This window comes from Pseudomonas sp. D2002, from assembly GCF_013385735.1.
Lineage (GTDB): Bacteria > Pseudomonadota > Gammaproteobacteria > Pseudomonadales > Pseudomonadaceae > Aquipseudomonas.
Genome location: NZ_JACAPL010000008.1, coordinates 58426 through 81924, shown reverse-complemented (window position 1 = coordinate 81924; position 23499 = coordinate 58426). Strand labels below are relative to the sequence as shown.

22 protein-coding genes and 4 pseudogenes are annotated in these 23499 nt (G+C 60.9%); 10 read left to right on the top strand and 16 right to left on the bottom strand.

The annotated features are described in order from the left end of the window. Positions 1-24 precede the first annotated feature (24 nt). The 3 genes from hemB to HX783_RS16970 all read right to left on the bottom strand — a co-directional run bounded on the left by hemB (position 25) and on the right by HX783_RS16970 (position 2660). Positions 25-999 (bottom strand): porphobilinogen synthase, encoded by a 975-nt coding sequence (gene hemB, locus HX783_RS16980; protein WP_159955279.1) that lies wholly within the window; start codon positions 997-999, stop codon positions 25-27. Between the two features lie 116 nt (positions 1000-1115). After that, positions 1116-1958: a PhzF family phenazine biosynthesis protein gene (locus tag HX783_RS16975; protein WP_177017645.1), complete on the bottom strand. Its 843-nt coding sequence runs from the start codon at positions 1956-1958 to the stop codon at positions 1116-1118. A gap of 3 nt (positions 1959-1961) precedes the next feature. Continuing rightward, positions 1962-2660 carry a glutathione S-transferase N-terminal domain-containing protein gene (locus tag HX783_RS16970; protein ID WP_159955275.1) on the bottom strand — a complete coding sequence of 233 codons (699 nt, stop codon included), beginning with the start codon at positions 2658-2660 and terminating at the stop codon, positions 1962-1964. Between the two features lie 254 nt (positions 2661-2914). Between HX783_RS16970 and HX783_RS16965 the strand changes: the two genes are divergently transcribed. Both HX783_RS16965 and HX783_RS16960 read left to right on the top strand, forming a co-directional pair. Beyond that, a complete protein-coding gene (locus tag HX783_RS16965; RefSeq protein ID WP_177017644.1) occupies positions 2915-3616 on the top strand; it encodes a histidine phosphatase family protein in 702 nt (233 codons plus the stop codon). A gap of 47 nt (positions 3617-3663) precedes the next feature. Next, a complete protein-coding gene (locus tag HX783_RS16960; RefSeq protein ID WP_177017643.1) occupies positions 3664-4719 on the top strand; it encodes a permease in 1056 nt (351 codons plus the stop codon). A gap of 109 nt (positions 4720-4828) precedes the next feature. Here HX783_RS16960 and mnmH read toward each other — a convergent pair whose 3' ends face one another. The 4 genes from mnmH to HX783_RS16940 form a co-directional block, all read right to left on the bottom strand. Next, the gene (gene mnmH / locus HX783_RS16955) at positions 4829-5923 is read right to left on the bottom strand and encodes a tRNA 2-selenouridine(34) synthase MnmH (RefSeq protein WP_177017642.1); all 1095 of its coding nucleotides are present in this window, start codon (positions 5921-5923) and stop codon (positions 4829-4831) included. Beyond that, positions 5923-6957, bottom strand: a complete 1035-nt coding sequence (selD, locus tag HX783_RS16950; RefSeq protein ID WP_177017641.1) for a selenide, water dikinase SelD — start codon at positions 6955-6957, stop codon at positions 5923-5925. The genes mnmH and selD overlap by 1 nt, the downstream gene beginning before the upstream one ends. Before the next feature lie 94 nt (positions 6958-7051). After that, on the bottom strand, positions 7052-7801 hold the full coding sequence (locus HX783_RS16945; protein WP_177017640.1) for a TerC family protein: 750 nt from the start codon (positions 7799-7801) through the stop codon (positions 7052-7054). A gap of 28 nt (positions 7802-7829) precedes the next feature. Next, on the bottom strand, positions 7830-8081 hold the full coding sequence (locus tag HX783_RS16940; RefSeq protein WP_159955268.1) for a hypothetical protein: 252 nt from the start codon (positions 8079-8081) through the stop codon (positions 7830-7832). A 134-nt stretch (positions 8082-8215) separates the two neighbouring features. Here HX783_RS16940 and nhaR point away from each other — a divergent pair, with 134 nt between their 5' ends. After that, positions 8216-9118 (top strand): transcriptional activator NhaR, encoded by a 903-nt coding sequence (gene nhaR / locus HX783_RS16935; RefSeq protein WP_177017639.1) that lies wholly within the window; start codon positions 8216-8218, stop codon positions 9116-9118. A 4-nt stretch (positions 9119-9122) separates the two neighbouring features. Here nhaR and HX783_RS16930 read toward each other — a convergent pair whose 3' ends face one another. Next, complete coding sequence (locus tag HX783_RS16930; RefSeq protein WP_177017638.1) at positions 9123-10277, bottom strand: MFS transporter; 1155 nt, start codon at positions 10275-10277, stop codon at positions 9123-9125. A 240-nt stretch (positions 10278-10517) separates the two neighbouring features. Here HX783_RS16930 and sstT point away from each other — a divergent pair, with 240 nt between their 5' ends. Further along, complete coding sequence (gene sstT / locus HX783_RS16925) at positions 10518-11738, top strand: serine/threonine transporter SstT (protein ID WP_177017637.1); 1221 nt, start codon at positions 10518-10520, stop codon at positions 11736-11738. 67 nt (positions 11739-11805) lie between these two features. Here the strand turns inward: sstT and HX783_RS16920 are convergent, their stop codons facing one another. Further along, positions 11806-12315: a DUF1993 family protein gene (locus HX783_RS16920; protein ID WP_053255427.1), complete on the bottom strand. Its 510-nt coding sequence runs from the start codon at positions 12313-12315 to the stop codon at positions 11806-11808. A gap of 116 nt (positions 12316-12431) precedes the next feature. Between HX783_RS16920 and HX783_RS16915 the strand changes: the two genes are divergently transcribed. Then, positions 12432-13079 carry a YceH family protein gene (locus tag HX783_RS16915; RefSeq protein ID WP_177017636.1) on the top strand — a complete coding sequence of 216 codons (648 nt, stop codon included), beginning with the start codon at positions 12432-12434 and terminating at the stop codon, positions 13077-13079. 134 nt (positions 13080-13213) lie between these two features. Here HX783_RS16915 and HX783_RS16910 read toward each other — a convergent pair whose 3' ends face one another. Beyond that, a complete protein-coding gene (locus HX783_RS16910; RefSeq protein ID WP_159955263.1) occupies positions 13214-14032 on the bottom strand; it encodes a shikimate 5-dehydrogenase in 819 nt (272 codons plus the stop codon). A 156-nt stretch (positions 14033-14188) separates the two neighbouring features. On the opposite strand from HX783_RS16910, the gene HX783_RS16905 reads away from it, so the two are divergent. From HX783_RS16905 to HX783_RS16895, 3 genes are all read left to right on the top strand, one after another. Then, entirely contained in the window at positions 14189-14542 is a 354-nt protein-coding gene (locus tag HX783_RS16905) for a hypothetical protein (protein ID WP_078741781.1), read from the top strand. Between the two features lie 232 nt (positions 14543-14774). After that, positions 14775-14969, top strand: coding sequence for a hypothetical protein (locus HX783_RS16900; RefSeq protein WP_104502410.1), 195 nt, complete (start codon positions 14775-14777; stop codon positions 14967-14969). 91 nt (positions 14970-15060) lie between these two features. Next, complete coding sequence (locus tag HX783_RS16895; protein ID WP_159955262.1) at positions 15061-15243, top strand: hypothetical protein; 183 nt, start codon at positions 15061-15063, stop codon at positions 15241-15243. 3 nt (positions 15244-15246) lie between these two features. Here HX783_RS16895 and HX783_RS16890 read toward each other — a convergent pair whose 3' ends face one another. Together HX783_RS16890 and HX783_RS16885 are read right to left on the bottom strand one after the other, a co-directional pair. Beyond that, positions 15247-16314, bottom strand: a complete 1068-nt coding sequence (locus HX783_RS16890; RefSeq protein ID WP_159955261.1) for an AI-2E family transporter — start codon at positions 16312-16314, stop codon at positions 15247-15249. Between the two features lie 107 nt (positions 16315-16421). Further along, positions 16422-16886, bottom strand: a pseudogene (locus HX783_RS16885) (thioredoxin family protein); the annotation flags it as partial. Between the two features lie 255 nt (positions 16887-17141). Here HX783_RS16885 and yegQ point away from each other — a divergent pair. After that, positions 17142-18455: a tRNA 5-hydroxyuridine modification protein YegQ gene (gene yegQ / locus HX783_RS16880; RefSeq protein WP_177017634.1), complete on the top strand. Its 1314-nt coding sequence runs from the start codon at positions 17142-17144 to the stop codon at positions 18453-18455. Between the two features lie 60 nt (positions 18456-18515). On the opposite strand, the pseudogene HX783_RS30010 reads toward yegQ, so the two are convergent. The 4 genes and pseudogenes from HX783_RS30010 to HX783_RS16870 form a co-directional block, all read right to left on the bottom strand. Further along, positions 18516-18629, bottom strand: a pseudogene (locus HX783_RS30010) (RraA family protein); the annotation flags it as partial. Between the two features lie 103 nt (positions 18630-18732). After that, positions 18733-19488 (bottom strand): methyl-accepting chemotaxis protein, encoded by a 756-nt coding sequence (locus HX783_RS30345; RefSeq protein ID WP_371317695.1) that lies wholly within the window; start codon positions 19486-19488, stop codon positions 18733-18735. Positions 19489-19590: 102 nt separating this feature from the next. Next, positions 19591-20412: pseudogene (locus HX783_RS30340) on the bottom strand (cache domain-containing protein); the annotation flags it as partial. Positions 20413-20478: 66 nt separating this feature from the next. Further along, positions 20479-21798, bottom strand: coding sequence for a Na+/H+ antiporter family protein (locus tag HX783_RS16870; RefSeq protein WP_162530306.1), 1320 nt, complete (start codon positions 21796-21798; stop codon positions 20479-20481). A gap of 330 nt (positions 21799-22128) precedes the next feature. Between HX783_RS16870 and HX783_RS30335 the strand changes: the two are divergent. After that, positions 22129-23418 (top strand): annotated as a pseudogene (locus HX783_RS30335) (HAMP domain-containing protein); the annotation flags it as partial. Positions 23419-23499 lie beyond the last annotated feature (81 nt).

Below are 23499 nucleotides of genomic sequence, written 5' to 3'. Positions count from 1 at the left end.
TCGCCACAGGCTCAATCGCCGGAATTAAATCCCCGCCAACGCCAAATCCATCGCAAAGTACGTAAAAATCAAATCCGCCCCCGCACGCTTGATCGACCCCAACGTCTCCCGCACCACGCGCGCTTCATCAATCGCGCCCGCCTGGGCACCGAATTTGATCATCGCGTACTCACCACTGACCTGATACGCCGCCACCGGCAAGCGCGAGGCTTCGCGGATGTCGCGGATGATGTCGAGGTAGGCACCGGCCGGTTTGACCATCAGCGCGTCTGCGCCTTCCTGCTCATCGAGCAGTGATTCGCGCACGGCTTCGCGGCGGTTCATTGGGTTCATCTGGTAGCTTTTGCGGTCGCCTTTAAGTGCGCTGCCGCCAGCTTCGCGGAACGGGCCGTAGAGGGCCGAGGCGAATTTTGTGGAGTAAGCCATGATCGGAATATGCGTGAAGCCGGCGTCGTCCAGGGCGCGGCGGATGGCCTGGACCTGGCCGTCCATAGCAGCAGACGGTGCGATTACGTCAGCACCGGCGCGGGCGGCGGCCACGGCTTGTTTGCCGAGGTTGACCAGGGTCGCGTCGTTGTCGACGTGGGCGCCGTGCATCACGCCGCAGTGGCCGTGGTCGGTGTATTCGCAGAAGCAGGTGTCGGACATTACGATCATTTCCGGCACGGCGTCCTTGATGATCGAGGACATGCGCGAGACCAGGCCGCGCTCTTTCCAGGTGTCGCTGCCGTTGGCGTCCAGGTGGTGGGACACGCCAAAGGTCATGACCGACTTGATCCCGGCGCGGGCATAGCGCTCGATCTCACCGGCCAGTTTCTTTTCTGGAATACGCACCACGCCCGGCATGCTGGTGATCGGCACAAAGTCGTCGATTTCTTCTTCGACGAAAATCGGCAGTACCAGGTCGTTGAGGGTGAATTCGGTTTCCTGGAACAAGCCACGCAGCTCCGGGGAGCGGCGCAGGCGACGTGGGCGGGCTTGGGGGAACTGGCTGGTCATGGGTTTCCTGGATGGCGGCAGAAATAGTTGGGGCGAAAGCTTATGCCCCTTGGCCCCGGCAGTACAAACGCCAAGGGGCCAATAGTGTATTGCGCAGCCCGTAACAATTCATTGATCTAGAGCTGTACTCGCCCTTCGATGCACACCGCCACCGCACCGCCGACCCAGATTTCATCGCCGTGGCGCGCCACGCGAATACGCCCGGCGCGCCCAATGGCCGAGCCTTGGCTGACCACGTAGCGCTCGGGCGCAAGGCCTTCGCGCAACAGCCACTGGGCGATGCCGGCGTTGAGGCTGCCGGTGGCCGGGTCCTCCTGGACACCGTCGCCAGCGACAAAGGCGCGCACTTCGAAGTGCGTGTCTATGGCGTCACGCGCCGGGTCACAGGGCGCGATAACGCCAATCGCCAGACCGTGCAGTTGCGCGTAATCCGGCTGTAGCCCCAACACTTGGTCGCGATCAGCGAGCATCACTGCCAGCCAGTCCGCACCATTGTCGACCCATTGGCTACGCACAATGGCGTCGGGCGCCAAACCCAAACCACGGCGAACACGCTCCAGCAAGACGGCCTCAACCGCCCCAGTGCGCAACAACGGCGGTGCAATAAACGCCAACTCGTTACCTTCACGACGGACACGCACCAGGCCGATTTCGCACTCTTGAATAATCTCATCGCCTTTGGGTATACCGCCCGCCTGCAGCCAGGCATGGCAACTGCCCAGCGTCGGATGCCCGGCGAACGGAAGCTCCTTGAGCGTGGTAAAAATTCTTACCCGATAGTCAGCTCGTGCATCGCGCGGCGTCAGCAAAAACGTGGTTTCGCTGAGGTTGGTCCAGTTGGCAAAATCGGCCATTTGCTGGTCGGTAAGGCTGTCAGCACCGTGCACCACCGCCAGCGGGTTGCCCTTGAGGGCAACGCTGCTGAAGACATCCAGTTGTTTGAAATCGAAAGTCGGCATGCTTCAGCTCGGTATATTCAGGCCACGAATCACTGCTGGCCGTGCGACAAAGCCGTCCAGTGCACGCAGTACGTTGGGGAAGTCGGCAATGCCGACCAAATCGCCGGATTCGTAGAAGCCGATCAGGTTGCGAATCCATGGGAAGGTGGCGATGTCGGCAATGCTGTAATCGTCGCCCATGATCCAGGTGCGGCCCAGCAGGCGCTTTTCCAGCACGTCGAGCAAACGCCGGGATTCGGCGGCGTAGCGGTCACGTGGGCGTTTGTCTTCGTAGGCCTTGCCGGCAAATTTGTTGAAGAAACCCAGTTGGCCGAACATCGGGCCGATGCCGGCCATCTGGAACATCAGCCATTGCAGGGTTTCGTAGCGGGTGGCCGGGTCTTCGGAAAGCAATTGGCTGGTTTTTTCCGCCAGGTAGATCAGGATCGCGCCGGACTCGAACAACGCCAGCGGCTGGCCGCTCGGGCCATTGGGGTCGATGATCGCGGGGATTTTGTTGTTGGGGTTCAGGGACAGGAACTCGGGCGATAGCTGGTCCTGGGTCTCGAAACTGACCTTATGCGCTTCATACGGCAGGCCCAGTTCCTCAAGCATGATCGACACTTTGACGCCGTTGGGCGTGGGCAACGAATACAGCTGCAAGCGCTCCGGGTGCTGGGCGGGCCATTTGCTGTTGATCGGAAAGGCGGCAAGTGCGTTCATCGGGAAATCCCCAGGCGGAAAGCCCTCATAATAGCCACGTGCACGCCGTCCTGCATGGGTCATCATTGCGCAACATAGCCGCGCTAATCTTGCGCGCAGGCGAACCAAAGCGCCGATGTGCACTCTTAAGTGCGCCATGACGGTGAAAGGAGACACCCTGTTACAACGACACGGAAAAACCACAGGACGCCGGATGCGTCGCTGGGGCCGGGCTTGTCCGCCTTAATCCGATGCACTGAAGACTCGAACCCACAATGAGAATCAAGCCTCTGTGCCTTGCGCGACGTCTTAAACGTTATTCATACATTATGTTGCCGCTGCTCGTGGCGGGCGGCGCAATCGGCCTGAGCCTGGAATCACGCATCAGCAGCGCCGGCCCCGTGGACGGCGTGCAAACCCTGGTATTCCTGCGCCACGGCGAAAAACCTGCCGGCGGCCTCGGCCAGCTCAACTGCCAGGGCCTGAACCGCGCGATGAACCTGGCCACCGTGCTGCCGCAGAAATTCGGCAAGGCCAACTTTGTGTTCGCCCCTAACCCGACGCGTAATGTCGAGGAAGGCGAAAAGGACAACTCCTACAGCTACATTCGGCCATTGATGACCATCAGCCCCAGCGCCATCAAGCTCGGCCTGCCGGTCAACATCAAGTTCTCCGCCAACGACACCAGCGACCTTGCGGACGAGCTGGTGGAAGACAAGTACCACAACGCGATCATCTACACCGCGTGGTCCCACGGCTACCTGCCGGAGCTGATCAACAAGGTCGCCAGTGAAGCCTCGGGTGAAAAACACACCATCACCGACGATTGGTCGGGCAGTGACTACGACACCCTGTATGTGCTGACGTTGACCTGGCACAACGGCAAGGCATCGCTGCTGAGCCGCAACTACAAGCAAGGCCTGGATAACGGCCAGCAGACGTGCCCGGATGCAACTCAACCAGCTGCGGATATCTGACACAGGCGTATGATGCCCCGCTATTGAATCATCTGCGGACCTGCACCATGCCCAACCTCATCTCCACCCAGCCTAACCGGGGCTGGTCGTTCTGGTGGAAACCAGCGCTGTTCGTGCTGGTGGCCTGCATCGGCCTCTACTACGTGAAGTGGTCGCCCTACTACCTCAAGGCGTTCGTGGCAGCGGATAACCACAGCATCGGCGCCTCGATTCTCAATGATCAGCAAACCGCCCCCCTGGCGGCCGCGCTGGCCTATGCCCAAGTGTATTTCCTGGCAATCTGGAAAGCCGCCGTGCTGGCGGTGATTCTGGGTTCACTGCTGCAAGTGTTGATCCCCCGTGACTGGCTGCTGCGCCTTTTTGGTCGAGCCGGCCTGAGGTCGACCCTGCGCGGTGGCCTGTTCGCCCTGCCAGGGATGATGTGCAGTTGCTGCGCGGCACCGGTGGCGGCAGGCATGCGCCGTCAGCAGGTGTCGGTGGGCGCGGCGCTGGCGTTCTGGATCGCCAACCCGGTATTGAACCCGGCAACCCTGGTGTTCATGGGTTTTGTGCTGGGCTGGGGCTTTACCGCATTGCGGCTGGTGGCAGGGATTGTGTTGGTGGTGGGCGTGTCCTTGGTGGCACAGCGAATTGCCCGGCCCGATCAGGTGCCGGAAGCCGCGCTGGATGCGGTGGCCGACGTCAGTCAAAGCGAGTCGCAGCCGTTCCTGACCCGTTGGTTGCGTACCCTGTGGCAGTTGTTCTGGAGCACGATCCCCGTTTATATCCTGGCCGTGCTGGTCTTGGGGGCCGCGCGGGTCTGGCTGTTCCCCCACGTCGACGGGGCGATGGCCAACAGCCTGATGTGGCTGGTGCCGCTGGCGATCGTCGGCACGCTGTTCGTGATTCCTACCGCCGCCGAGATCCCTATCGTACAAACCATGATGACCCTGGGCATGGGCACCGGCCCGGCTGTAGCCTTGCTGATGACCCTGCCCAGCGTGAGCCTGCCGTCGCTGTTGATGCTGCGCAAGGATTTCGATGCGCGGGTGCTGGTGACGGTGGCGGGGCTGACGATGTTGGTGGGGGTGGTGTGTGGGTTGATCGGGGCGGTGATTCTTTAGGTTCCTGGTGAGGCTGAGGGCCTTATCGCAGGCAAGCCAGCTCCCACAATTTGATCGGTGAATGCCCTCAAATGTGGGAGCTGGCTTGCCTGCGATGGCGCCAATAAAGTCACCCCAGCCTTTCGCGCAAGTACTCCACCACCGCGCCCTGCTCCCCCGCAAACTCGATCCGCGCGCCTTTGCTTTCACGCTGAAAAGCGTACATCGGGTCGTAATACTCACGCAGCAAGCCTTCGATCCACACGCGGTGCAAGTCTACCGCGCCACTGCGGGCCTGTTCTGCCAGGGCGTCCTGCAGGACCGTGTGCAGCCGCTGGAAGCGCTCACCACCCAGGCGTTTGTGGATATTGGCAAGGCTCTGGGTCAGACGCTCGGCAAACAGTGCCTGGCCGTTTTCGCCGAATACCTGGATGAACTCGGCGCACAGATCCACCACGTAATCGCACAGAATTCTTTCGACGCGGCCCTCGATGCTGTCCTCCAGCCATACCATCGGGAACGTCTGCATACCCTTGTGCAACGGCAGCGGCAACGCGCAACTGCCGATCATGCGGCTCTCGTCCTCAACCACAAATTGCTCGATTCCCCCTGCGCGTTTTTTCAGCAGGTCCACCGCCAAGCGGTTTTCGAAGTCGATGTTTGAGGGTTGTGATGTGGCGCGTTTGCCGAAGCTGGAACCGCGATGGTTGGCGTGCCGCTCCAGGTCCAGGGCGTTGCGCAACTGGCTGAGCACTTCGGTTTTGCCGGTGCCGGTCATGCCGCCCAACAGCACAAAATCACACTCGGCTGTGGCGTGCTCCAGCGTCTCCAGCAGAAAGGTGCGCATGGCCTTGTAGCCACCGCCGACGCGCGGATACTCGATGCCGGCTTCGGTCTTCAACCATTGCTGCACGATCTGCGAACGCAGCCCACCGCGAAAACAATACAAGTAACCGTCAGGGTTGGCCTTGGCGAACTGCGCCCATTGTTCGATGCGCTTATCCTTGATCGCTCCGGACACCAATTCATGCCCCAAAACGATTGCTGCCTGCTGGCCCTGCTGCTTGTAGCAGGTGCCGACCCGCTGGCGCTCGTCGTCGGTCATCAGTGGCAAATTGATCACCCCGGGGAACGCCCCCTTGATGAACTCGATCGGCGCGCGGGTATCCATCATCGGCCGGTCGTTGAGGAAGATGTCGCGGTAGTCGGTGATGTCAGTTGCCATCAAAACACCTCTACCGCGTGGGTCTGTCGCTCAACCAGTTCGCCGATCGGCTCAAGGCTCAGGCCCAGCTCTGCGGCCACCGTGTGGAATTCGGCGTCGCCATCGGCGGTAACGGCGATCAGCAAGCCACCGCTGGTTTGCGGGTCGCACAGCACGCGTTTGTGCAGCTCTTGCAGGCGCCCAAGTTTGCTCGAATAGCTGTCGAAGTTGCGCAAGGTGCCACCGGGCATGCAGCCCTGGTCCAGGTAGTCCTCGACCCCTGGCAGGCGTGGGACTTTTTCATATTCGATGCGCGCCGTCAGAGCGCTGCCGTCAGCCATTTCCACCAGATGGCCGAGCAGGCCGAAACCGGTGACGTCGGTCATGGCGGTCACGCCGGCCAATTTGCCGAAACGGCTACCGGGTTTGTTCAGGGTGCACATCCAGTCACGCGCCAGGCCGATATCCGCCTCGCGCAATTTGCCCTTCTTTTCGGCGGTGGTGAGGATGCCGATACCCAAGGGTTTGGTGAGGTACAGCTTGCACCCGGCAGTGGCGGTATCGTTACGTTTCATATGGCGCTTTTGCACGATGCCGGTCACGGCGAGGCCGAAGATCGGCTCCGGGGCGTCGATGGAGTGCCCGCCGGCCAGCGGGATACCGGCGGCATCGCACACCGAGCGGCCACCACGGATCACTTCACGGGCAATTTCCGGCGCCAGCACATTCACGGGCCAGCCCAGAATGGCGATGGCCATCAACGGGTCGCCGCCCATGGCGTAGATATCGCTGATCGCGTTGGTGGCGGCAATGCGGCCGAAGTCGAAGGGGTCATCGACAATCGGCATGAAGAAATCGGTAGTGGAAACCACCCCACGTTCGTCGTCGATGGCGTACACGGCCGCGTCGTCGCGCGAGGCGTTGCCGACCCACAGGTTGGGGTCAAGGTTCTGTGCGCCGCTGCCGGCGAGGATCACTTCAAGCACCTGGGGTGAGATCTTGCAGCCGCAACCCGCGCCGTGGCTGTACTGGGTGAGGCGAATCGGCTCGTTCATGGTGGACCTCAAGGTAACAAGTGAGCGGATTCTATCAGACAGCAAAAAGCCGGCTGGGCTCTTGTGAGCCCAGCCGGCTTTTGCATTTGCGCTGTTACTGCCTGGCGGCGAGCAGACGCTTGTGGCGATTGCGCCGTGCGATGTTCAGGCACTCGATCACCGCCGAGAACGCCATGGCTGCATACACGTAGCCTTTTGGCACAGGGGCACCGAAGCCTTCAGCGATCAGCGTCATGCCGATCATGATCAGGAAGCCCAGGGCCAGCATTACCACCGTCGGGTTGTCGTTGATGAACTTGGCCAACGGTTCAGCCGCCACCAGCATCACGATGACCGAGGTCACCACGGCAATGATCATGATCGGCAAGTGCTCGGTCATCCCCACCGCCGTAATGATGCTGTCGATGGAGAACACCAGGTCGAGCAACAGGATCTGGCCAATCGCCGCCGCGAAACCGATGGACACCACGGCGCCGGTGCTGGCTTTTTCCTCGGGCTCCGGGTCCATGCTGTGATGGATCTCGGTGGTCGCCTTCCACACCAGGAACAGGCCACCGGCGATCAGGATCATGTCCTTCCACGAAAACGCCTGGCCGAAGATTTCAAACACCGGCGCGGTCAACTGCACGATAAACGCGATGGTGCTCAACAGGCCCAGGCGCAACACCAACGCCATGCTGATACCGATGCGTCGTGCCTTGGCGCGATGCTTCTCGGGCAATTTGTTGGTGAGGATCGAGATAAAGATCAGGTTATCGATGCCCAGCACGATTTCCATAACGATCAAGGTGGCCAGTGCGACCCAGGCGGTGGGGCTGGCAGCCAGTTGTAAAAGGTAATCCATAGGTCAGTCCTGACGTTGTGCTGGGGAATTAGGCTTCTTTACTGTTCGATTCAGGTTCTTTTTCTGGCTGATCAGCTTTCTTCTGCGGACTGATCAAGCCCTGCGTCGCTTCACTCAATGCCTGCTCGGCAGCCTTATGGGTGTCATCGATGGCTTGCTTGGCGGATTCGGTGGCTTTGCCCAGCACTTGCTGCGCGCTCTTTTCCACCTGATCACAACCGCTGACCATTACCAATGAAAGCGCAAGCAACGACGCGGCGCCCAGGGAATTGAGTTTCATGATGTATTCCTCGTTAGAACCATTGGGTCCAAATAGTGGCCCCTCGATAGCGAGGCATTCTATGCAGATGAACAGTTCAGAAAAATTCGTATTTTTCTCACGTATACTTCGCTTTTTACGAAGTGTAGGTCGCCATGCTCAATTACCGACAGTTGCATTATTTCTGGGTGGTGGCCAAGACCGGCAGCATCGTGCGCGCCTGCGAGCAACTGAACCTCACGCCGCAGACCATCAGCGGGCAGATCAGCCTGCTCGAGCAAACCTTCGGCGTTGCGCTGTTTCAGCGCGTGGGGCGGCAGCTGGAACTCACCGAGGCCGGGCGACGGGCCCTGCCCTACGCCGAGCAAATGTTCCAGACCGGCAATGAACTGGAGGCGCTGTTGCGCGCAGAGCCCAATGAACAGCAGATTCTGTTCCGGGTTGGGGTGGCGGATGTGGTGCCTAAATCCATCGTCTATCGGCTGATCGCGCCGACCATGGAGCTGAGCGAACCGATCCGTATCACCTGTCGCGAGGATAAACTCGAACGTTTATTGGCCGACCTGGCGATCCAGCGCCTGGACCTGGTGATCTCCGACAGCCCCATGCCGACGCACTTGGACATCAAAGGCTACAGCCAGAAGTTGGGCGAATGCGGCATCAGCTTTTTCGCCACCCAGGCATTGGCTGACCAATACGGCGGCGATTTCCCACGCTGCCTGCAGGGCGCGCCGCTGTTGATTCCAGGTGCAGAAACGGTGGTGCGCAGCCGTTTGCAGCGCTGGTTCGCCGAGCAACAGATTCAACCGAAGATCATCGGCGAATTCGACGACAGCGCGTTGATGCAGGCGTTTGGCCAATCCGGCAGCGGCATCTTTATCGCCCCCAGCGTGATTGCCGATGAGGTGGTGCGCCAGTACGGGGTGGCGCTGATTGGCCAGACCGATGCGGTCACCGAGTCGTTCTACGCGATTTCGGTAGAGCGCAAGGTCAAGCACCCCGGCATCGTGGCGATTACCGAAGGTGCTCGGCGCGAATTGTTTACCGCCCTGCCCTAATGATTCAGGCGCTGGCGGCAGTCGGCTTGGCAGTCATCAGCCCAAGCGCCAGCAGGATCGACACCAGAATAAAACCCGACGCCGCAAAGCCCAGGCTGCCCAAGCCGAGGGTGTCGATCACATGCCCGCCCACCATCGCGCCCAGGCCAATGCCCAGGTTGGCCCCGGCAATGTTCAACGATGCCGCAAACGCCGGTGCGTGAGGCGCGGCCTTCATCAACCGCACATGGCTGACCAGAAACATCGCCGCCTGGGTCACGCCCCACACCGCCATCGCCGCCGCCAGGCCAATCGTTGAGTGAATAGCCGGGACCAAGGCCACCATGCCCGCGATCATGAACCCACAGAACACCATGGAGGCGATCAACGGGTGACGATCCACCGCGCGCCCGCCCAGGGAGTTGCCGAGCAGGCCGACCGCGCCAAACCCCATCAGGCACCAGCCCACCAGCGTGCCGTCGAACCCGGCCAGGCGCTCAAGGATATCGGCCAGGTAGGTGTAGGCGGTAAACATGCCGCTGAACACCAGGATCGACAACAAAATATGCCCCTGCATCAGCGGGTTGCGCAGGATCTTGAACTGCGAGCGCAGTGTCACCAGGTCGTTCTTCGGTTTGGTCACCGGCAAGTAGATAAACAGCAGCAAGGCCTTGGCCAACGCCACCACTGCGAGGATGGCGAACGCGGTGCGCCAGCCGAACATGTCGGAAATCAAGGTGCCCACGGGAATGCCGAACACCGTGGCACAGACGATGCCAAAGCCAATCTTTTCGATGGCCCGACCGGCATATTCAGGGCCGACGATATCCACCGCCGTCTCGCTGGCCAAGGCCCAGAACACCGGCAAGCCCAACGCCGGAATCAAGCGTGCGAACGCCATCACCCAAATATTCGGCGCCAACGCGGCCACCGTGTTGGCCACGCCGAACATGAGCAGGATGCTGATAAACAGGCGTTTGCGTGGGAAGCGCGCGAAGTACGCCGTCAGAAACGGGCCAAAGGCGGCCACGGTAAAGGCGAACAACGTCACCAATAACCCCGCCTGGGACACGCTGACATTCAGGTCCCGGGCAATAGCCGGCAACAGCCCGACGATAATGAATTCTGTGGTCAGCACGGTAAAGCCGGCGGCCGACAGCAGCAGGATGGGAAACAGCATGAAAACTCCAGAAACGACGACATCAACGACAGCCCGAAGGGCTCGCTGACGGATAGGAAAGGTGAGAGACGAGAATGTTAACAGAGTATGTCTGGATTTGGCCAAAGCCTACGGGCGCGGTGACGGAATGCCGCACCAACAAGGACATTTCCTACAGCATGTTAGACTTTGCGCCTGCTTCCTCCAGGGCCTACTGCCTGCAATGCTGCGTCCCACTAAAAGAACTAGAGACAACTGTTTATGACTGCCGCCCCTTCCCTCTTCCAGCGACTGACACGCGTCAGCCTGGTCACGCAAATCCTCATCGGCTTGATCGCCGGCATTCTGCTAGCCCTGCTGTTGCCCGAAGCGGCCAAAGCCACCGGTTTTATCGGCAAGGTATTTGTCACCGCATTGAAAGCCGTCGCCCCGATTCTGGTGTTTGTGCTGGTCATGGCCTCGATCGCCAACCATAAACACGGCCAGGAAACTCATATCAAGCCGATTTTGTTCCTGTACTTGCTGGGGACATTTGCCGCCGCCGTCGTGGCGGTGGTCGCCAGTACACTGTTTCCATCGCTCCTGGTGCTGGCCACGCATGACGTGACGGTAAGCGCCCCCGGCGGCATCGGCGAGGTGCTGCAAAGCCTGTTGCTCAGCGTGGTCGACAACCCTGTCAGCGCATTGATGAACGCCAACTTTATCGGCATCCTGGCCTGGGCCATCGGCATGGGCGTCGCGATTCGCCATGCCGGTGAAACCACACGTACCGTGCTCGATGATCTGTCCAACGGCGTGACACTGATTGTGCGCGTGGTGATTCGCTTTGCGCCGCTGGGCATCTTCGGCCTGGTGGCCTCGACCCTGGCCACCTCCGGTTTCGGCGCCCTGCTCGGCTACGCCCACCTGTTGGTGGTGTTGATCGGCTGCATGCTGTTCGTGGCGCTGGTGGTCAACCCGGCCATCGTGTTCTGGAAACTGCGCCGCAACCCTTATCCACTGGTGTTGATGTGCCTGCGTGAAAGCGGTATTACCGCGTTCTTCACACGCAGTTCGGCGGCGAATATCCCGGTGAACCTGGCGCTGAGCAAGCGCCTGGGCCTGCATGAAGACACCTACTCGGTGTCGATCCCGCTGGGGGCGACGATCAACATGGCCGGTGCCGCGATCACCATCACCGTGCTGACCCTGGCCGCCGTGCACACCCTCGGGATCGCCGTGGACCTGCCGACCGCCGTGCTGCTCAGCGTGGTCGCGGCGGTGTGTGCGTGTGGGGCGTCGGGTGTGGCCGGCGGTTCTCTGCTGTTGATTCCCCTGGCGTGCAGCCTGTTCGGCATTCCCAGTGAGATCGCCATGCAAGTGGTGGCCGTCGGCTTCATCATTGGCGTGCTGCAGGACTCGGCGGAAACCGCGCTTAATTCGTCCACCGATGTGCTGTTTACCGCAGCGGCGTGTTTAGGCAAGGAACAGCAGCCAGCTTAAACATCAGGCGTAAAAAAGCCCGGGGCGTTCAACAAAGGACGCCCCGGGCTTTTTTGTATCTGGATGCTTAGAAAGCGCCCATGTAATCACGCTTGCCCACTTCCACGCCGTTATGGCGCAGCAAGGCGTAAGCGGTGGTGACATGGAAGAAGAACTGCGGCAGGCCGTAGGTCAGCAGGTAGGACTGGCCGCTGAAGCGCTTCTCTTTCGGCGTGCCTGGGCGGGTAATGATCTCGATACCTTCTTTGCCGTCGATTTGCTCAGGCTTGATGGTGTCGACAAACGCCAGCACTTTGGCGATCAGGGCTTGCAGGTCGGCGAAGGTGACTTCGCTGTCTTCGTACTTCGGCACTTCGATCTCGGCCAGGCGGGCGGAAACGCCCTTGGCGAAGTCGACGGCGATCTGCACTTGGCGCACCAGTTGGAACATGTCCGGGAACAGACGCGCTTGCAACAAGGCGTTCGGCTCGATGTTCTTGGCGGTGGCGTGGGCTTCGGCTTTGTTCAGCACATCGCTCAGGGCGTTGAGCATTTGCTTGAAAACCGGGATGGAGGCGGCGTACAGGGAAATAGTCATGACAGTCTCGCGGTAATGGCAGGGTTTGGAACCAGCGGCGATTATAGACATGCCCGCCGCTTGTCTTTTATTTTTTCGGGCTTAGGCTAGTGCATTCACTGCATAGGGAAAGCGCGATGACCGCCGAGCACGACACCGAGACCCCTGAGCCGCGCCTGAACAGCACGGAAATCCGCATCCTGGGCTGCCTGATCGAAAAACAGGCGACCAACCCGGAGACGTATCCCCTGACCCTCAACGCCCTGGTGCTGGCCTGCAACCAGAAGACCAGCCGCGAACCGGTGACCAACCTCAGCCAAGGCCAGGTCGGCCAGAGCCTGCGTGCCCTCGAAGGCCAAGGCTTTACCCGCCTGGTGATGGGCAGCCGCGCCGACCGCTGGGAGCATCGCGTGGACAAGGCGCTGGAGCTGGTGCCGGCCCAGGTGATCCTGATCGGCCTGCTGTTTCTGCGCGGGCCGCAGACGGTCAATGAACTGCTGACCCGCAGCGGGCGCATGCATGATTTTGAAGATGCCGAGCAAGTCGTGCACCAGCTGGAGCGTTTGATTGCGCGCGGGCTGGCGCTGCTGGTGCCGCGTCAGGCCGGGCAGCGGGAAGACCGTTATACCCATGCGCTGGGGGACCCGGCGGATATTGAGGTGATTCTGGCGGCGCGGGGGAATCCGGTGGAGCGTGGAACTGGGGTTTCTGCGGAGCGCATTGAAGAACTGGAAGCGCGGATTGCGGCGCTGGAAGAGCGCCTGACACAGCTGGAACAGGCATAACTCGAGCAACAATGTGGGAGCTGGCTTGCCTGCGATGCAGACACCTCGGTTTTTCATCAGGACCGAGTTGAGGCTATCGCAGGCAAGCCAGCTCCCACAAAAGCCCGCTCCCACATCTGGATCTGCGCAGGGCGTTAATTTCGGGCAAAGGCCACTGCGGCCTGGAACTGCTCATCCGTCGGCCGCACGCCGGTGTACAGCACAAACTGCTCCAACGCCTGGATCGCAATCACCTCCAGCCCGGTAATCACCCGTTTGCCTTTGGCACGCCCGCGCACGATCAACGGCGTTTCAGCGGGAATCGCTACAACATCAAAGACCGTGTCGGCCGCATCCACCGCTTCAGCGTCAAACGCCAATTGGTCTGCCTCGGCCCCACCGGTCATGCCGATCGGCGTCACGTTGACCAGCATCTGTGGGCGCAGGTCACCCAGCTGCGCCTGCCACTCATAGCCCAGGCTCTGGGCCAACGCCCGGCCCGCCGCCTCGTTGCGCGCCACGATCACGCCATTGGCATAACCGCCGTCGCGCAAGGCACTGGCCACGGCCTTGGCCATGCCGCCGCTGCCACGCAGGGCGAAGGTCGAGTCCTTGGGCACCGCGTGTTTTTTCAGCAGTTGTTCGACGGCGATGTAGTCTGTGTTGTAGGCCTTGAGGTGGCCATTGGTGTTGACGATGGTATTGAGGGACGCGATGGCCTTGACCGAGTCGTCCAGCTCATCGACCAAGGCGATGCTGGCTTCCTTGAACGGCATCGAAACACCGCAGCCGCGAACGCCCAGCGCCCGTATACCGCCGATCGCGCCGGGTAAATCCTGGCTGCTGAAGGCTTTATAGTAGAAGTTCAGACCCAGCTGTTCGTACAGATGGTTATGGAAACGCAAGCCGAAATTACCGGGGCGCGCCGACAATGACATGCACAGCTGGGTGTCCTTGTTGGGGTGCATCTGCATGGAAAACTCCTGTGAGTAAGCAATTCGGTACAGACCTTACACAACCTTTACCTATCGGCTGTGCTGTTTTTCAGAAATACGTTGTCTTAAAAGTATCCCCGCGACAATCCTTGAGTCTATTGATTGCAGACCACAAGCGCAGGGGCTAACCGAGGAATGACCATGATTCGTAAAATCCCCAAAATCGCCTTGCTGATCGGCGCACTCGCTATGGCAGGCCAAGCCTCCGCCCACGGTGGTGGTTGGGGTGGCCCGGCCATATTGGGTGGTTTGATCGGCGCAGCCGTTGTCGGCTCCGTGGTTGCCAGTCAATCCCAGCCGGTCTACGTGCAGCAACCGGTGTATGTGCAGCCGCAACCGGTGTATGCCGCGCCTCCTCCGGTCTACTACGCACCGCCGCCACCGGTGTATGTGCAGCAGCAGGTTTATTACCGCCCGGCGCCGGTCTATTACGGCCCACCGCGCGGCTATTACGGCCCTCCCCACGGCTATTACGGTCGCGGCTGGTAACGCTGAACTGACATGACAGGAACAGGCCTCGCTTACACGCGGGGCCTTTTTTTGCCTGTAAAGTCCGGATTCATACGGCCAAGGTCGCTATGAGGACAATAGCCGAGCCGTAATCGCACATGATTAAGGCCAATGTCTACTTGCCGGGCCGATACGCGTGCTGTCATGTTTACGTCACGAAACAGACTCACTATTGACCCTGTCCACCCAATAACAACAAGGACGACCGACCATGCCCACGCAAAACCCGCACCGCACCGCTGGCCTGTGCACGTCCAGCAAGGTCTACAGCGCGCTGACCGAACTCAAGCACCTCGAAGGCCACCGCAGCGCGAAGTTCCTCTCGCTGCTGGCGGAAAACCTGGTGCGCAAAGGCCTGCTCAGTGAGCAGGAGGTGGTGCATATGCTCGATCAAGTGGTGGATTGACGCTTGGCGTTGATGTCGACTATCGAGCCAGGTGATTTTTCTTGCGCGTGCTCACCCCGTAACGTGGCCTCCATAGCAAATGGAGGTATTCATGCCCACTGTCCAGATCATGTCCGTCATCGGTAGCGCCGTCCCCGCCTCGCTTCGCGCGCATGGGTTGCTGGCCTGTTGGTACCTGGTACGCGATGGCGAGCCCATCAGCGGCCCGCTCACCTCGTTATCCGCCGCCGAAAAACAGCTGCAACAAACCTCGACGTTCAGGCTGCACGCCTGATATTCAAGGCAACGGCAGCTTGACCCGTGGCTTGCTCTCCACGAACAACGCCCAGCTGGACATAAACAACGCCGCCACCAGCGGCCCGATCACAAACCCGTTCAAACCAAACACCGACAGCCCGCCCAGGGTCGAGATCAGGATCAGGTAGTCCGGCATCTTGGTGTCCTTGCCCACCAGAATCGGGCGCAGCACGTTGTCCACCAGCCCAATCACAAACACCCCGAACAACCCCAGCACCACGCCCTGCCAGATCGAACCGCTCAACAGGAAGTAGGCGGCCACCGGCCCCCAGACGATCCCCGCGCCCACTGCTGGCAACAGCGATAGAAACGCCATCAGCACCGCCCAGAGCAACGCGCTGGGAATATCCAGAAACCAGAAAATCAAACCGCCCAACGCACCTTGGGTGACGGCCACCAGTACGTTGCCCTTGACCGTGGCCCGCACCACGCGGTTGAACTTGAGCTGCAAACGGCGCTTTTGCGGCTCGGCCAGCGGCACCGCCGTGCGCACCTTGCGCACCAGCTCGGGGCCGTCGCGCAGCAGGAAATACAGCAGGTACAGCATGATGAAAAAGCTCACCAGGAAATCAAACGTGCCCTGGCCGAAGCTGAATGCCTGGGTTGCGAAGAACTGGCTGCCTTGCATCGCGCTCTTGACGATCTTTTCGCGCAGGCCTTCCAGGTTGCCCATGCCGAAGCGATCGAGCAAATGCTGGAAGTACGGCGGCAAGATGTTCTTGAATTGCTCGATATACCCCGCCACGTCCAATTTGCCGCTTTCGATGTTTTTGTAGAGCGTGGCGCCTTCTTGCACCAGCAACACGCTGGTGATGATCACCGGCAGAATCGCAATGATCAGGCACACCGTCAGGGTCGCCAGCGACGTCAGGTTGCGGTTCCAGTTGAACCGCTGTTGCAGGCGCCGCTGCATCGGGGCAAAGATAATGCCGAGGATCACCGCCCAGAACACTGCGCCGTAGAACGGCAGCAATATCCAGATAAAAGCGATGGTCACCAGGGCCAGCAGCAACAGCAGGGTTTTGAATTGCAGGTTGGTTTGATTCATGTCCGATCCATGTCAGAAAAGCAAAGGTCCTGTGTAGGCCCTGTTGCTTAGTCCGCTGCGAAACCTCGGAGTGCCCTCGATTCTCCAACAAGCATAGACCGCTTGATTCAAGGGCTTGAAGCAGCCGCCCTGGCCTCGCTCAACAGCGTCTGGATCATCTGCTCCTGAGCGTCATAACGGCCCTCGCCAAAGTGGCTGTAACGCACCTGCCCCTTGGCATCAATCAAGTAGTGGGCCGGCCAGTACTGGTTATCGAAGCTGCGCCAGATCGCGTAGTTGTTGTCGACGGCTACCGGGTAGGTGATGCCCAGCTTGCGCACCTGCTCCCTGACGTTGCCGGTGATGTGTTCGTAGGCGTATTCCGGGGTGTGCACGCCGATGACCACCAGGCCATCCTGCTCGTACCGCTTCGCCCAGGCCTGCACGTACGGCAGCGCGCGCCGGCAGTTGACGCAGTCGTAGGTCCAGAAATCCACCAGCACCACTTTGCCTTTGAGCGACTGCGCGCTCAACTCAGGCGAGTTAAGCCATTCGACTGCACCCGCCAGTGACGGCATGGCGCCCTGGGCATTTTCACTTTCACGGCTGGCGACCTGGTTGGAAACCAGGGCGAAGGCCACCAGCAGGCCGACGAACAGGGCTGAGATAAGTCGCATGGCAATGACCTTGTCGAGACGGGGGACGCCATTGAAACCGCCTGACGTATCGCGCCTATGTCGACAAGCCCCCGCCGATACACAGCGATACAAAATCCCAAAAGGGCGACCTGGATCAATAAAAGCTCGCCCAGGCTCCACTACGCTCGCGACCTTTTGCGACTTGAGCCCATGCCACCCGTCATCGCCCCCGAACTGCTCGCCCCCGCCGGCACCTTGAAAAACATGCGCTACGCCTTCGCCTATGGCGCCGATGCGGTCTACGCCGGCCAGCCGCGCTACAGCCTGCGCGTACGCAACAACGAGTTCGACCACGCCAACCTGGCGCTCGGCATCCAGGAAGCCCATGCGCTGGGCAAGCGCTTCTACGTGGTGGTGAACATCGCGCCGCACAACGCCAAGCTGAAGACCTTCCTCAAGGACCTGGCCCCGGTCATCGCCATGGGCCCGGACGCGCTGATCATGTCTGACCCGGGGCTGATCATGCTGGTGCGCCGCCACTTCCCGTTGATGCCGATTCACTTGTCGGTGCAAGCCAACACGGTGAACGGGGCCAGCGTCGAGTTCTGGCAGCAGCAAGGCATCAGCCGGGTGATTCTGTCGCGCGAGCTGTCGCTGGAAGAGATCGGCGAAATCCGCCAGCAGGTGCCAAACATGGAGCTGGAGGTGTTTGTGCACGGCGCCCTGTGCATGGCCTATTCCGGGCGTTGCCTGCTCTCGGGCTATATGAACAAGCGCGATGCCAACCAAGGCACGTGCACCAACGCCTGCCGTTGGAAATACCAGGCCACGCCGGCCGTGGAAAACACCACGGGCGACATCGTCGAGCAATTCCAGCCGACCCTGGGCATCGGTGCACCGACCGACCAGGTGTTCCTGTTGCAGGAAGCCAATCGCCCGGATGAGCAGATGCCCGCCTTCGAGGATGAACACGGCACCTACATCATGAATGCCAAGGACCTGCGCGCAGTGCAGCATGTGGAGCGCCTGACGCACATGGGCGTGCACTCGCTGAAGATCGAAGGCCGCACCAAATCGCATTTCTACTGCGCGCGCACCACCCAGGTGTATCGCCAGGCCATCGACGATGCGGTGGCCGGTCGCGCCTTTGACCGCAACCTGATGGCTAACCTTGAGTCACTGGCCCAACGCGGCTACACCGAGGGTTTCCTGCGCCGCCATGTGCACGACGAATACCAGAATTACCAGAACGGCAGCTCAGTGTCGGAACGTCAGCAGTTTGTCGGTGAATTGACCGGCACGCGCCGTGGCGAGCTGGCTGAGGTCAAGGTGAAGAACCGCTTTACCGTGGGCAATCACCTGGAGTTGATGACACCCACCGGTAACTTTCACTTCGACCTGGCCAGCCTGCATAACGCCAAGGGCGAAGCCATCGAGGTTGCGCCGGGAGACGGGCACACGGTGTATGTGCCGCTTCCTGCCGACATGGACCTGCAGTTTGGCCTGTTGATGCGCGACCTTTAACGCGTCGCCGCGCAGAACTGGCGGATCGCCTCGCACGCCAGCAACAGCGAGTCATCGTCCAGGGCGTAGGCGATGCGCAAGTACGGCGCCGGGCAATTGCAGGAAATCCAGTGCGTCGGAGACCGTGTTGGTGTCGAGTTCAGCCAGGCGCTGAAGCGGGTCGGGATGCGGCATTGAAGTGAGCCCCTGTTGTGATGGGGGCTCAAGTCTTACCGAGGGGCGGTGGGAGGTATATTCGTATACACGTTAGGTCAACATACGCTGAACCTATGAAAGATCAGATCCTGAACTGCCCCACCAATTGCCCCAAACGCTGACCCAAATCCGCCAGGCTGCGGGACGTCTGGGCGCCCAGTTGGGTTTCATCCGCCACACTGTCTACCGCCACGGCAATCTGATGCACGCTGCGGTTGATCTCCTCGGCCACGGCGGTTTGCTCTTCGGCGGCGCTGGCAATTTGTGCGTTCATTGAATTGATGGTGCCGATCAACTGCGCCATGGTGTCCAGCGACGTCCCGGCCTGGTTGGCCTGGGCCGAGGTGCCGTCGCCGGCATCGCTGGAACGGCGCATTGCGTCCACGGCGGCTTCGGTGCCTTTTTGCAGGCGGTCGATCATGCCCTGGATTTCCTGGGTGCTGGTCTGGGTGCGGCTGGCCAAGGCGCGTACCTCGTCGGCGACCACGGCAAACCCGCGCCCGGCCTCACCGGCCCGCGCGGCTTCGATAGCCGCGTTGAGCGCGAGCAAGTTGGTCTGTTCGGCAATCGAGCGAATCACGCCGAGCACGCTGACAATCGACGACACGTCCTGTTGCAGGCTGTCGAGGGACACGCCGCTGCTGCGGATATCGTTCACCAGCGCATGGATCTGCGCGATGCTGCCGTCCACTACGCGCTTGGCGGCCTGGCCCTCGGCGTCGGTCTGTTGCGCGGCAACGGCAGCGCCCTGAGCACTGCGCGCCACTTCATGGGCGGCGGAAGACATTTGGTTGATCGCGGTGGCGACTTGGTCAGTCTCGTGACGCTGGCGTTCCATGGCGGTTTCCGAGCGCTGGGCCTGCTCGGACACCTGGCTGACCAGCCCAGTGAGTTGCGAGGTCATCTCGGTGATCTGGCGCACCAGCCCGTGGATCTTGTCGACAAAGCGGTTGAATGCGCCGGCCAGATCGCCGAGTTCATCCTGGCTGGTAATGGCCAGGCGGCGGGTCAAATCGCCCTCGCCGGCAGCGATATCGTCGAGGTTGGCTTTCATCAGGTTCAGCGGACGCAAGATGGTATTGGCCGTCACCAGGCCCACGGCGGCAATCACCAACAGCACCACCACGGCCACGCCGAGGATGCTCCACAGCACGCCTTCCATGCGTTTCTCGACCTTGGCCTCGACCACCGCCACCTGGGCTTCGATGCCGTCGAGGTTAACCGACGTACCAATCACCATGTCCCACTTCGGCAAGTACTCGGTGTAGCCGAGCTTGGGCACCAGTTCGGTCTGCCCCGGTTGGGTCGAACTGTATTGCAGGTAATGGGTGCCGTCCTTGCCGACCTTGACCAGGTCGCGGTTGACGTAGACGCCGTTGGGGTCGCGGTTGTCCTTGAAGCTCTTGCCTACGCCGTCGGGGCTGTTGCCCTTGAACAGGCGGATAGTCTCGGAGTCGTAGCCAAAGAAGTAGCCGTCCTTGCCGTAGCGGGTGTTGGACAGCAACTTGACCACCTGCGCCCGCGCGGCAGTGTCGCCCGGGGCGGCGGCGTCGTAGAGCGGTTTGATGGTGGTCATGGCCACTTCCACATAACTTTGCAGTGTGGCCTTGGCGTCGTTGAGCAGGCGCTGGCGGGTTTCATCCACCTCGTTGCGTGCCTGGCCCTGCAGAATCCACACCGTGGTCAGGCTGATGACCACGGCAAACAGCAACACCGGCACTACGGCGAGGGACAGGACTTTGGCCTTCAAACTCAGACGCATGGCTTTTCTCTCTTATTAGGCGACTTGAGAGGCTATCGGCCAATTGCCAGGGATCTGTAGGCGGTGTCAGAGGGTCATGGCGGCGAACCAGCCAAACGCCAGCAAGGGAATGTTGTAGTGCAGGAACGTCGGCACCACGGTGTCCCAGATATGGTGATGCTGGCCGTCGATGTTCAGGCCGGAGGTCGGGCCGAGGGTCGAATCCGACGCCGGTGAACCGGCGTCGCCCAGCGCACCGGCGGTGCCGACGATGCACACGATCGCCAGCGGGCTGAAGCCCAGTTGCACACACAGCGGCACAAAAATCGCGGCGAGGATCGGCACGGTGGAAAACGACGAGCCAATGCCCATGGTCACCAGCAGCCCGACCAGCAACATCAGCAATGCGCCCACGCCACGGCTGTGACCGATGAACGCCGCTGAGGCTTCCACCAGCGAACGCACGTCGCCGGTGGCCTTGAGCACTTCGGCAAACCCCGAGGAGGCGATCATGATGAAGCCGATCATCGCCATCATCTTCATGCCTTCGGTGAACAGGTCGTCGGTTTCGCGCCAGCGCACGATGCCCGACACCGAGAAGATCAGAAACCCGGCCAGGGCGCCGATAATCATCGAGTCCAGCCACAGCTGAATGATGAACGCCGAGGCAATCGCCAAACCGGCTACCAGCAAAGTCAGTGGGTTGTACTGCACCGCTACTTGCTCGACCCGCTCGATTTTCTCCAGGTCATACACGCGTTTTTTGCGATAGCTGACAAACACCGCCACCAGCAGGCCGACGACCATGCCCAACGCCGGCAAACCCATGGCGTGGGTGACGTTGACCTGGCTGATATCCACACCGCTCTTGGCCACGTTGGCCAGCAGGATCTGGTTGAGGAAGATATTGCCGAAGCCCACCGGCAGGAACATATACGGCGTGATCAGGCCGAAGGTCATCACGCAGGCAATCAGGCGGCGGTCCAGTTGCAGCTTGGTCAGCACGTACAGCAGCGGCGGCACCAGCAGCGGGATAAACGCGATGTGGATCGGCAGGATGTTCTGCGAGGCAATCGCCACCACCCACAAAAGGCCGATCAGCAACCATTTGACGTGGCTGCCGCCCGTGGCTTCCTGGCGATCAACCAGCATCAACGCCTTGTCCGCCAACGCATGGGCCAAGCCGGACTTGGCAATCGCCACCGCGAAAGCGCCGAGCAAGGCGTAGGACAACGCCACCGTCGCGCCGCCGCCCAACCCGCCGTTGAAGGCCTTGAGCGTGGCCTCGATGCCCAGGCCACCGGTCAAGCCACCCACCAGGGCGCCGACAATAATGGCGATGACCACATGCACGCGGGACAAGCTGAGCACCAGCATGGTGCCGACCGCGGCGATGACTGCGTTAATCATGGTTACCTCAAGACAGAAACTAAAAAACAGGCATGCCCGCATCCAGGCGGCCATAGGCTTGGCTGCCAGCGTGCAGGCTTTAGGAGGTCTTATTAGAAGGGCGCGCACTTTGCAGCAGGCGGGCGCGCATGTCAAAAACTGTGGCGAGGGAGCTTGCTCCCGTTGGGCTGCGTAGCGGCCCCATAAAGACAGGAGCGCTGCGCACTCCAGCGCGAGCAAGCTCGCTCGCCACAAAAGCACTTTCAATTGAACGTTTAAATAATAAAGAACTGAAAAACGCGGCCGATACCCTGACTCTCTGTGTTTTCAGGTTAAGGATGCTCCTCGATGTCCCTCAGACAGCTCTCCATTCAATGGAAAATCACCCTGCTCGCCGGCCTCTGCCTGCTGGGGATCGTGACCCTGCTGGTGGGTCTGTCGCTGTATCGCATGGAGCAGAGCTCACAGCAGGTCAAAGCCTCAAGCATGCAGATGCTCGACGAGTCCGCCCAGGCGCGCATCGAGGCCCAAGGTGAAGTGCAGGCCCTGGGGATTCGCCAGCAATTCATGGACGCCTACCAGTACGGCCACGGTTTTTCCCGCCAAGTGCTGTTTTTGCGCGAGCAGGCGGAGAAACGTTTCCTCGACGCCTTCGACACCCGCGAAGACCTGACCCGCCAGGTCAAGGCCGCGCTGCAGGCCAACCCGGACCTGCTCGGTTTGTCGCTGGTGTTCGAAGCCAATGCGCTGGACGGCAAGGATGAGCTGTTCGCCAACCAGGCGGAGCTGGGCAGTAACGACAAGGGCCGCTTTGCCCTGTACTGGTCGCAACCGACGCCGGGCAAATTGACCTCGATGTCGCTGCCTGAAAGCGACATGGCCGACACCAGCGTCGGCCCCAGCGGCGAAAAAGCCAACGCCTGGTTCACCTGCCCGCGCACCACCCTGAAACCCTGCGTGATCGAGCCGTACTTTTATGTGATCGACGGGCAAAACGTGCTGATGACCAGCATCGTCTTCCCGTTGATGGTCAACGGCAAAGTCATCGCCTCGTTGTCGGTGGACATCAACCTCAACAGCCTGCAGGCCGTGAGCCAACAGGCCAGCCAGAAGCTGTATGACGGCCAGACCCAGGTCAGCATTCTCAGCCCCACCGGCTTGCTCGCCGGCTACAGCCCGGACGCGAGCAAACTCAGCCAGCGCCTGGACCAGGTCGACACCACCAGCGGCGCGCAATTGATCAGCGCGCTGGCCGCCAGCACGCAGATCCGCAGCCTGCGCACCGACCATCAACTCAAGGTGCTGGCGCCCTTCGCACCGATTCCCGGCGGCAAGCCGTGGGGCGTGTTGCTGGATGTGCCGGAAAAAGTCCTGGTCGGCCCCGCCGAAGCGCTCAAGGCGCAACTTGACGCCGATAACACCCGCGGCACCTTGCTGGAACTGAGCCTGGGCCTGCTTGCCGCCGTGGTCGGCCTGATTCTGGTATGGCTGATGGCGCGCAGCGTGACCCGGCCGATCCTTGGCGTGGCGCGCATGCTGGAAGACATCGCCAGTGGCGAAGGCGACCTCACCCGCCGCCTGGCCTACGACAAACAGGATGAGCTGGGGCAATTGGCCGGCTGGTTCAACCGCTTCCTCGACAAGCTGCAACCGATTATTGCCGAGGTCAAACGCTCGGTGCAGGACGCCCGTGGCACCGCCGACCAATCCGCTGCGATC

Coding starts and splice junctions, on each gene's coding strand:
- nhaR (WP_177017639.1), top strand. CDS start 8,216: ATGCTCAATTACCGACAGTTGCATTATTTCTGGGTGGTGGCCAAGACC.
- HX783_RS16930 (WP_177017638.1), bottom strand. CDS start 10,277: ATGCTGTTTCCCATCCTGCTGCTGTCGGCCGCCGGCTTTACCGTGCTG.
- HX783_RS16895 (WP_159955262.1), top strand. CDS start 15,061: ATGCCCACTGTCCAGATCATGTCCGTCATCGGTAGCGCCGTCCCCGCC.
- HX783_RS16975 (WP_177017645.1), bottom strand. CDS start 1,958: ATGCCGACTTTCGATTTCAAACAACTGGATGTCTTCAGCAGCGTTGCC.
- HX783_RS16960 (WP_177017643.1), top strand. CDS start 3,664: ATGCCCAACCTCATCTCCACCCAGCCTAACCGGGGCTGGTCGTTCTGG.
- HX783_RS16945 (WP_177017640.1), bottom strand. CDS start 7,801: ATGGATTACCTTTTACAACTGGCTGCCAGCCCCACCGCCTGGGTCGCA.
- HX783_RS16920 (WP_053255427.1), bottom strand. CDS start 12,315: ATGACTATTTCCCTGTACGCCGCCTCCATCCCGGTTTTCAAGCAAATG.
- sstT (WP_177017637.1), top strand. CDS start 10,518: ATGACTGCCGCCCCTTCCCTCTTCCAGCGACTGACACGCGTCAGCCTG.
- HX783_RS16940 (WP_159955268.1), bottom strand. CDS start 8,081: ATGAAACTCAATTCCCTGGGCGCCGCGTCGTTGCTTGCGCTTTCATTG.
- HX783_RS16915 (WP_177017636.1), top strand. CDS start 12,432: ATGACCGCCGAGCACGACACCGAGACCCCTGAGCCGCGCCTGAACAGC.
- HX783_RS16965 (WP_177017644.1), top strand. CDS start 2,915: ATGAGAATCAAGCCTCTGTGCCTTGCGCGACGTCTTAAACGTTATTCA.
- mnmH (WP_177017642.1), bottom strand. CDS start 5,923: ATGGCAACTGACATCACCGACTACCGCGACATCTTCCTCAACGACCGG.
- yegQ (WP_177017634.1), top strand. CDS start 17,142: ATGCCACCCGTCATCGCCCCCGAACTGCTCGCCCCCGCCGGCACCTTG.
- HX783_RS16890 (WP_159955261.1), bottom strand. CDS start 16,314: ATGAATCAAACCAACCTGCAATTCAAAACCCTGCTGTTGCTGCTGGCC.
- hemB (WP_159955279.1), bottom strand. CDS start 999: ATGACCAGCCAGTTCCCCCAAGCCCGCCCACGTCGCCTGCGCCGCTCC.
- HX783_RS16910 (WP_159955263.1), bottom strand. CDS start 14,032: ATGCAGATGCACCCCAACAAGGACACCCAGCTGTGCATGTCATTGTCG.
- HX783_RS16900 (WP_104502410.1), top strand. CDS start 14,775: ATGCCCACGCAAAACCCGCACCGCACCGCTGGCCTGTGCACGTCCAGC.
- HX783_RS30345 (WP_371317695.1), bottom strand. CDS start 19,488: ATGGAACGCCAGCGTCACGAGACTGACCAAGTCGCCACCGCGATCAAC.
- HX783_RS16905 (WP_078741781.1), top strand. CDS start 14,189: ATGACCATGATTCGTAAAATCCCCAAAATCGCCTTGCTGATCGGCGCA.
- HX783_RS16970 (WP_159955275.1), bottom strand. CDS start 2,660: ATGAACGCACTTGCCGCCTTTCCGATCAACAGCAAATGGCCCGCCCAG.
- selD (WP_177017641.1), bottom strand. CDS start 6,957: ATGAACGAGCCGATTCGCCTCACCCAGTACAGCCACGGCGCGGGTTGC.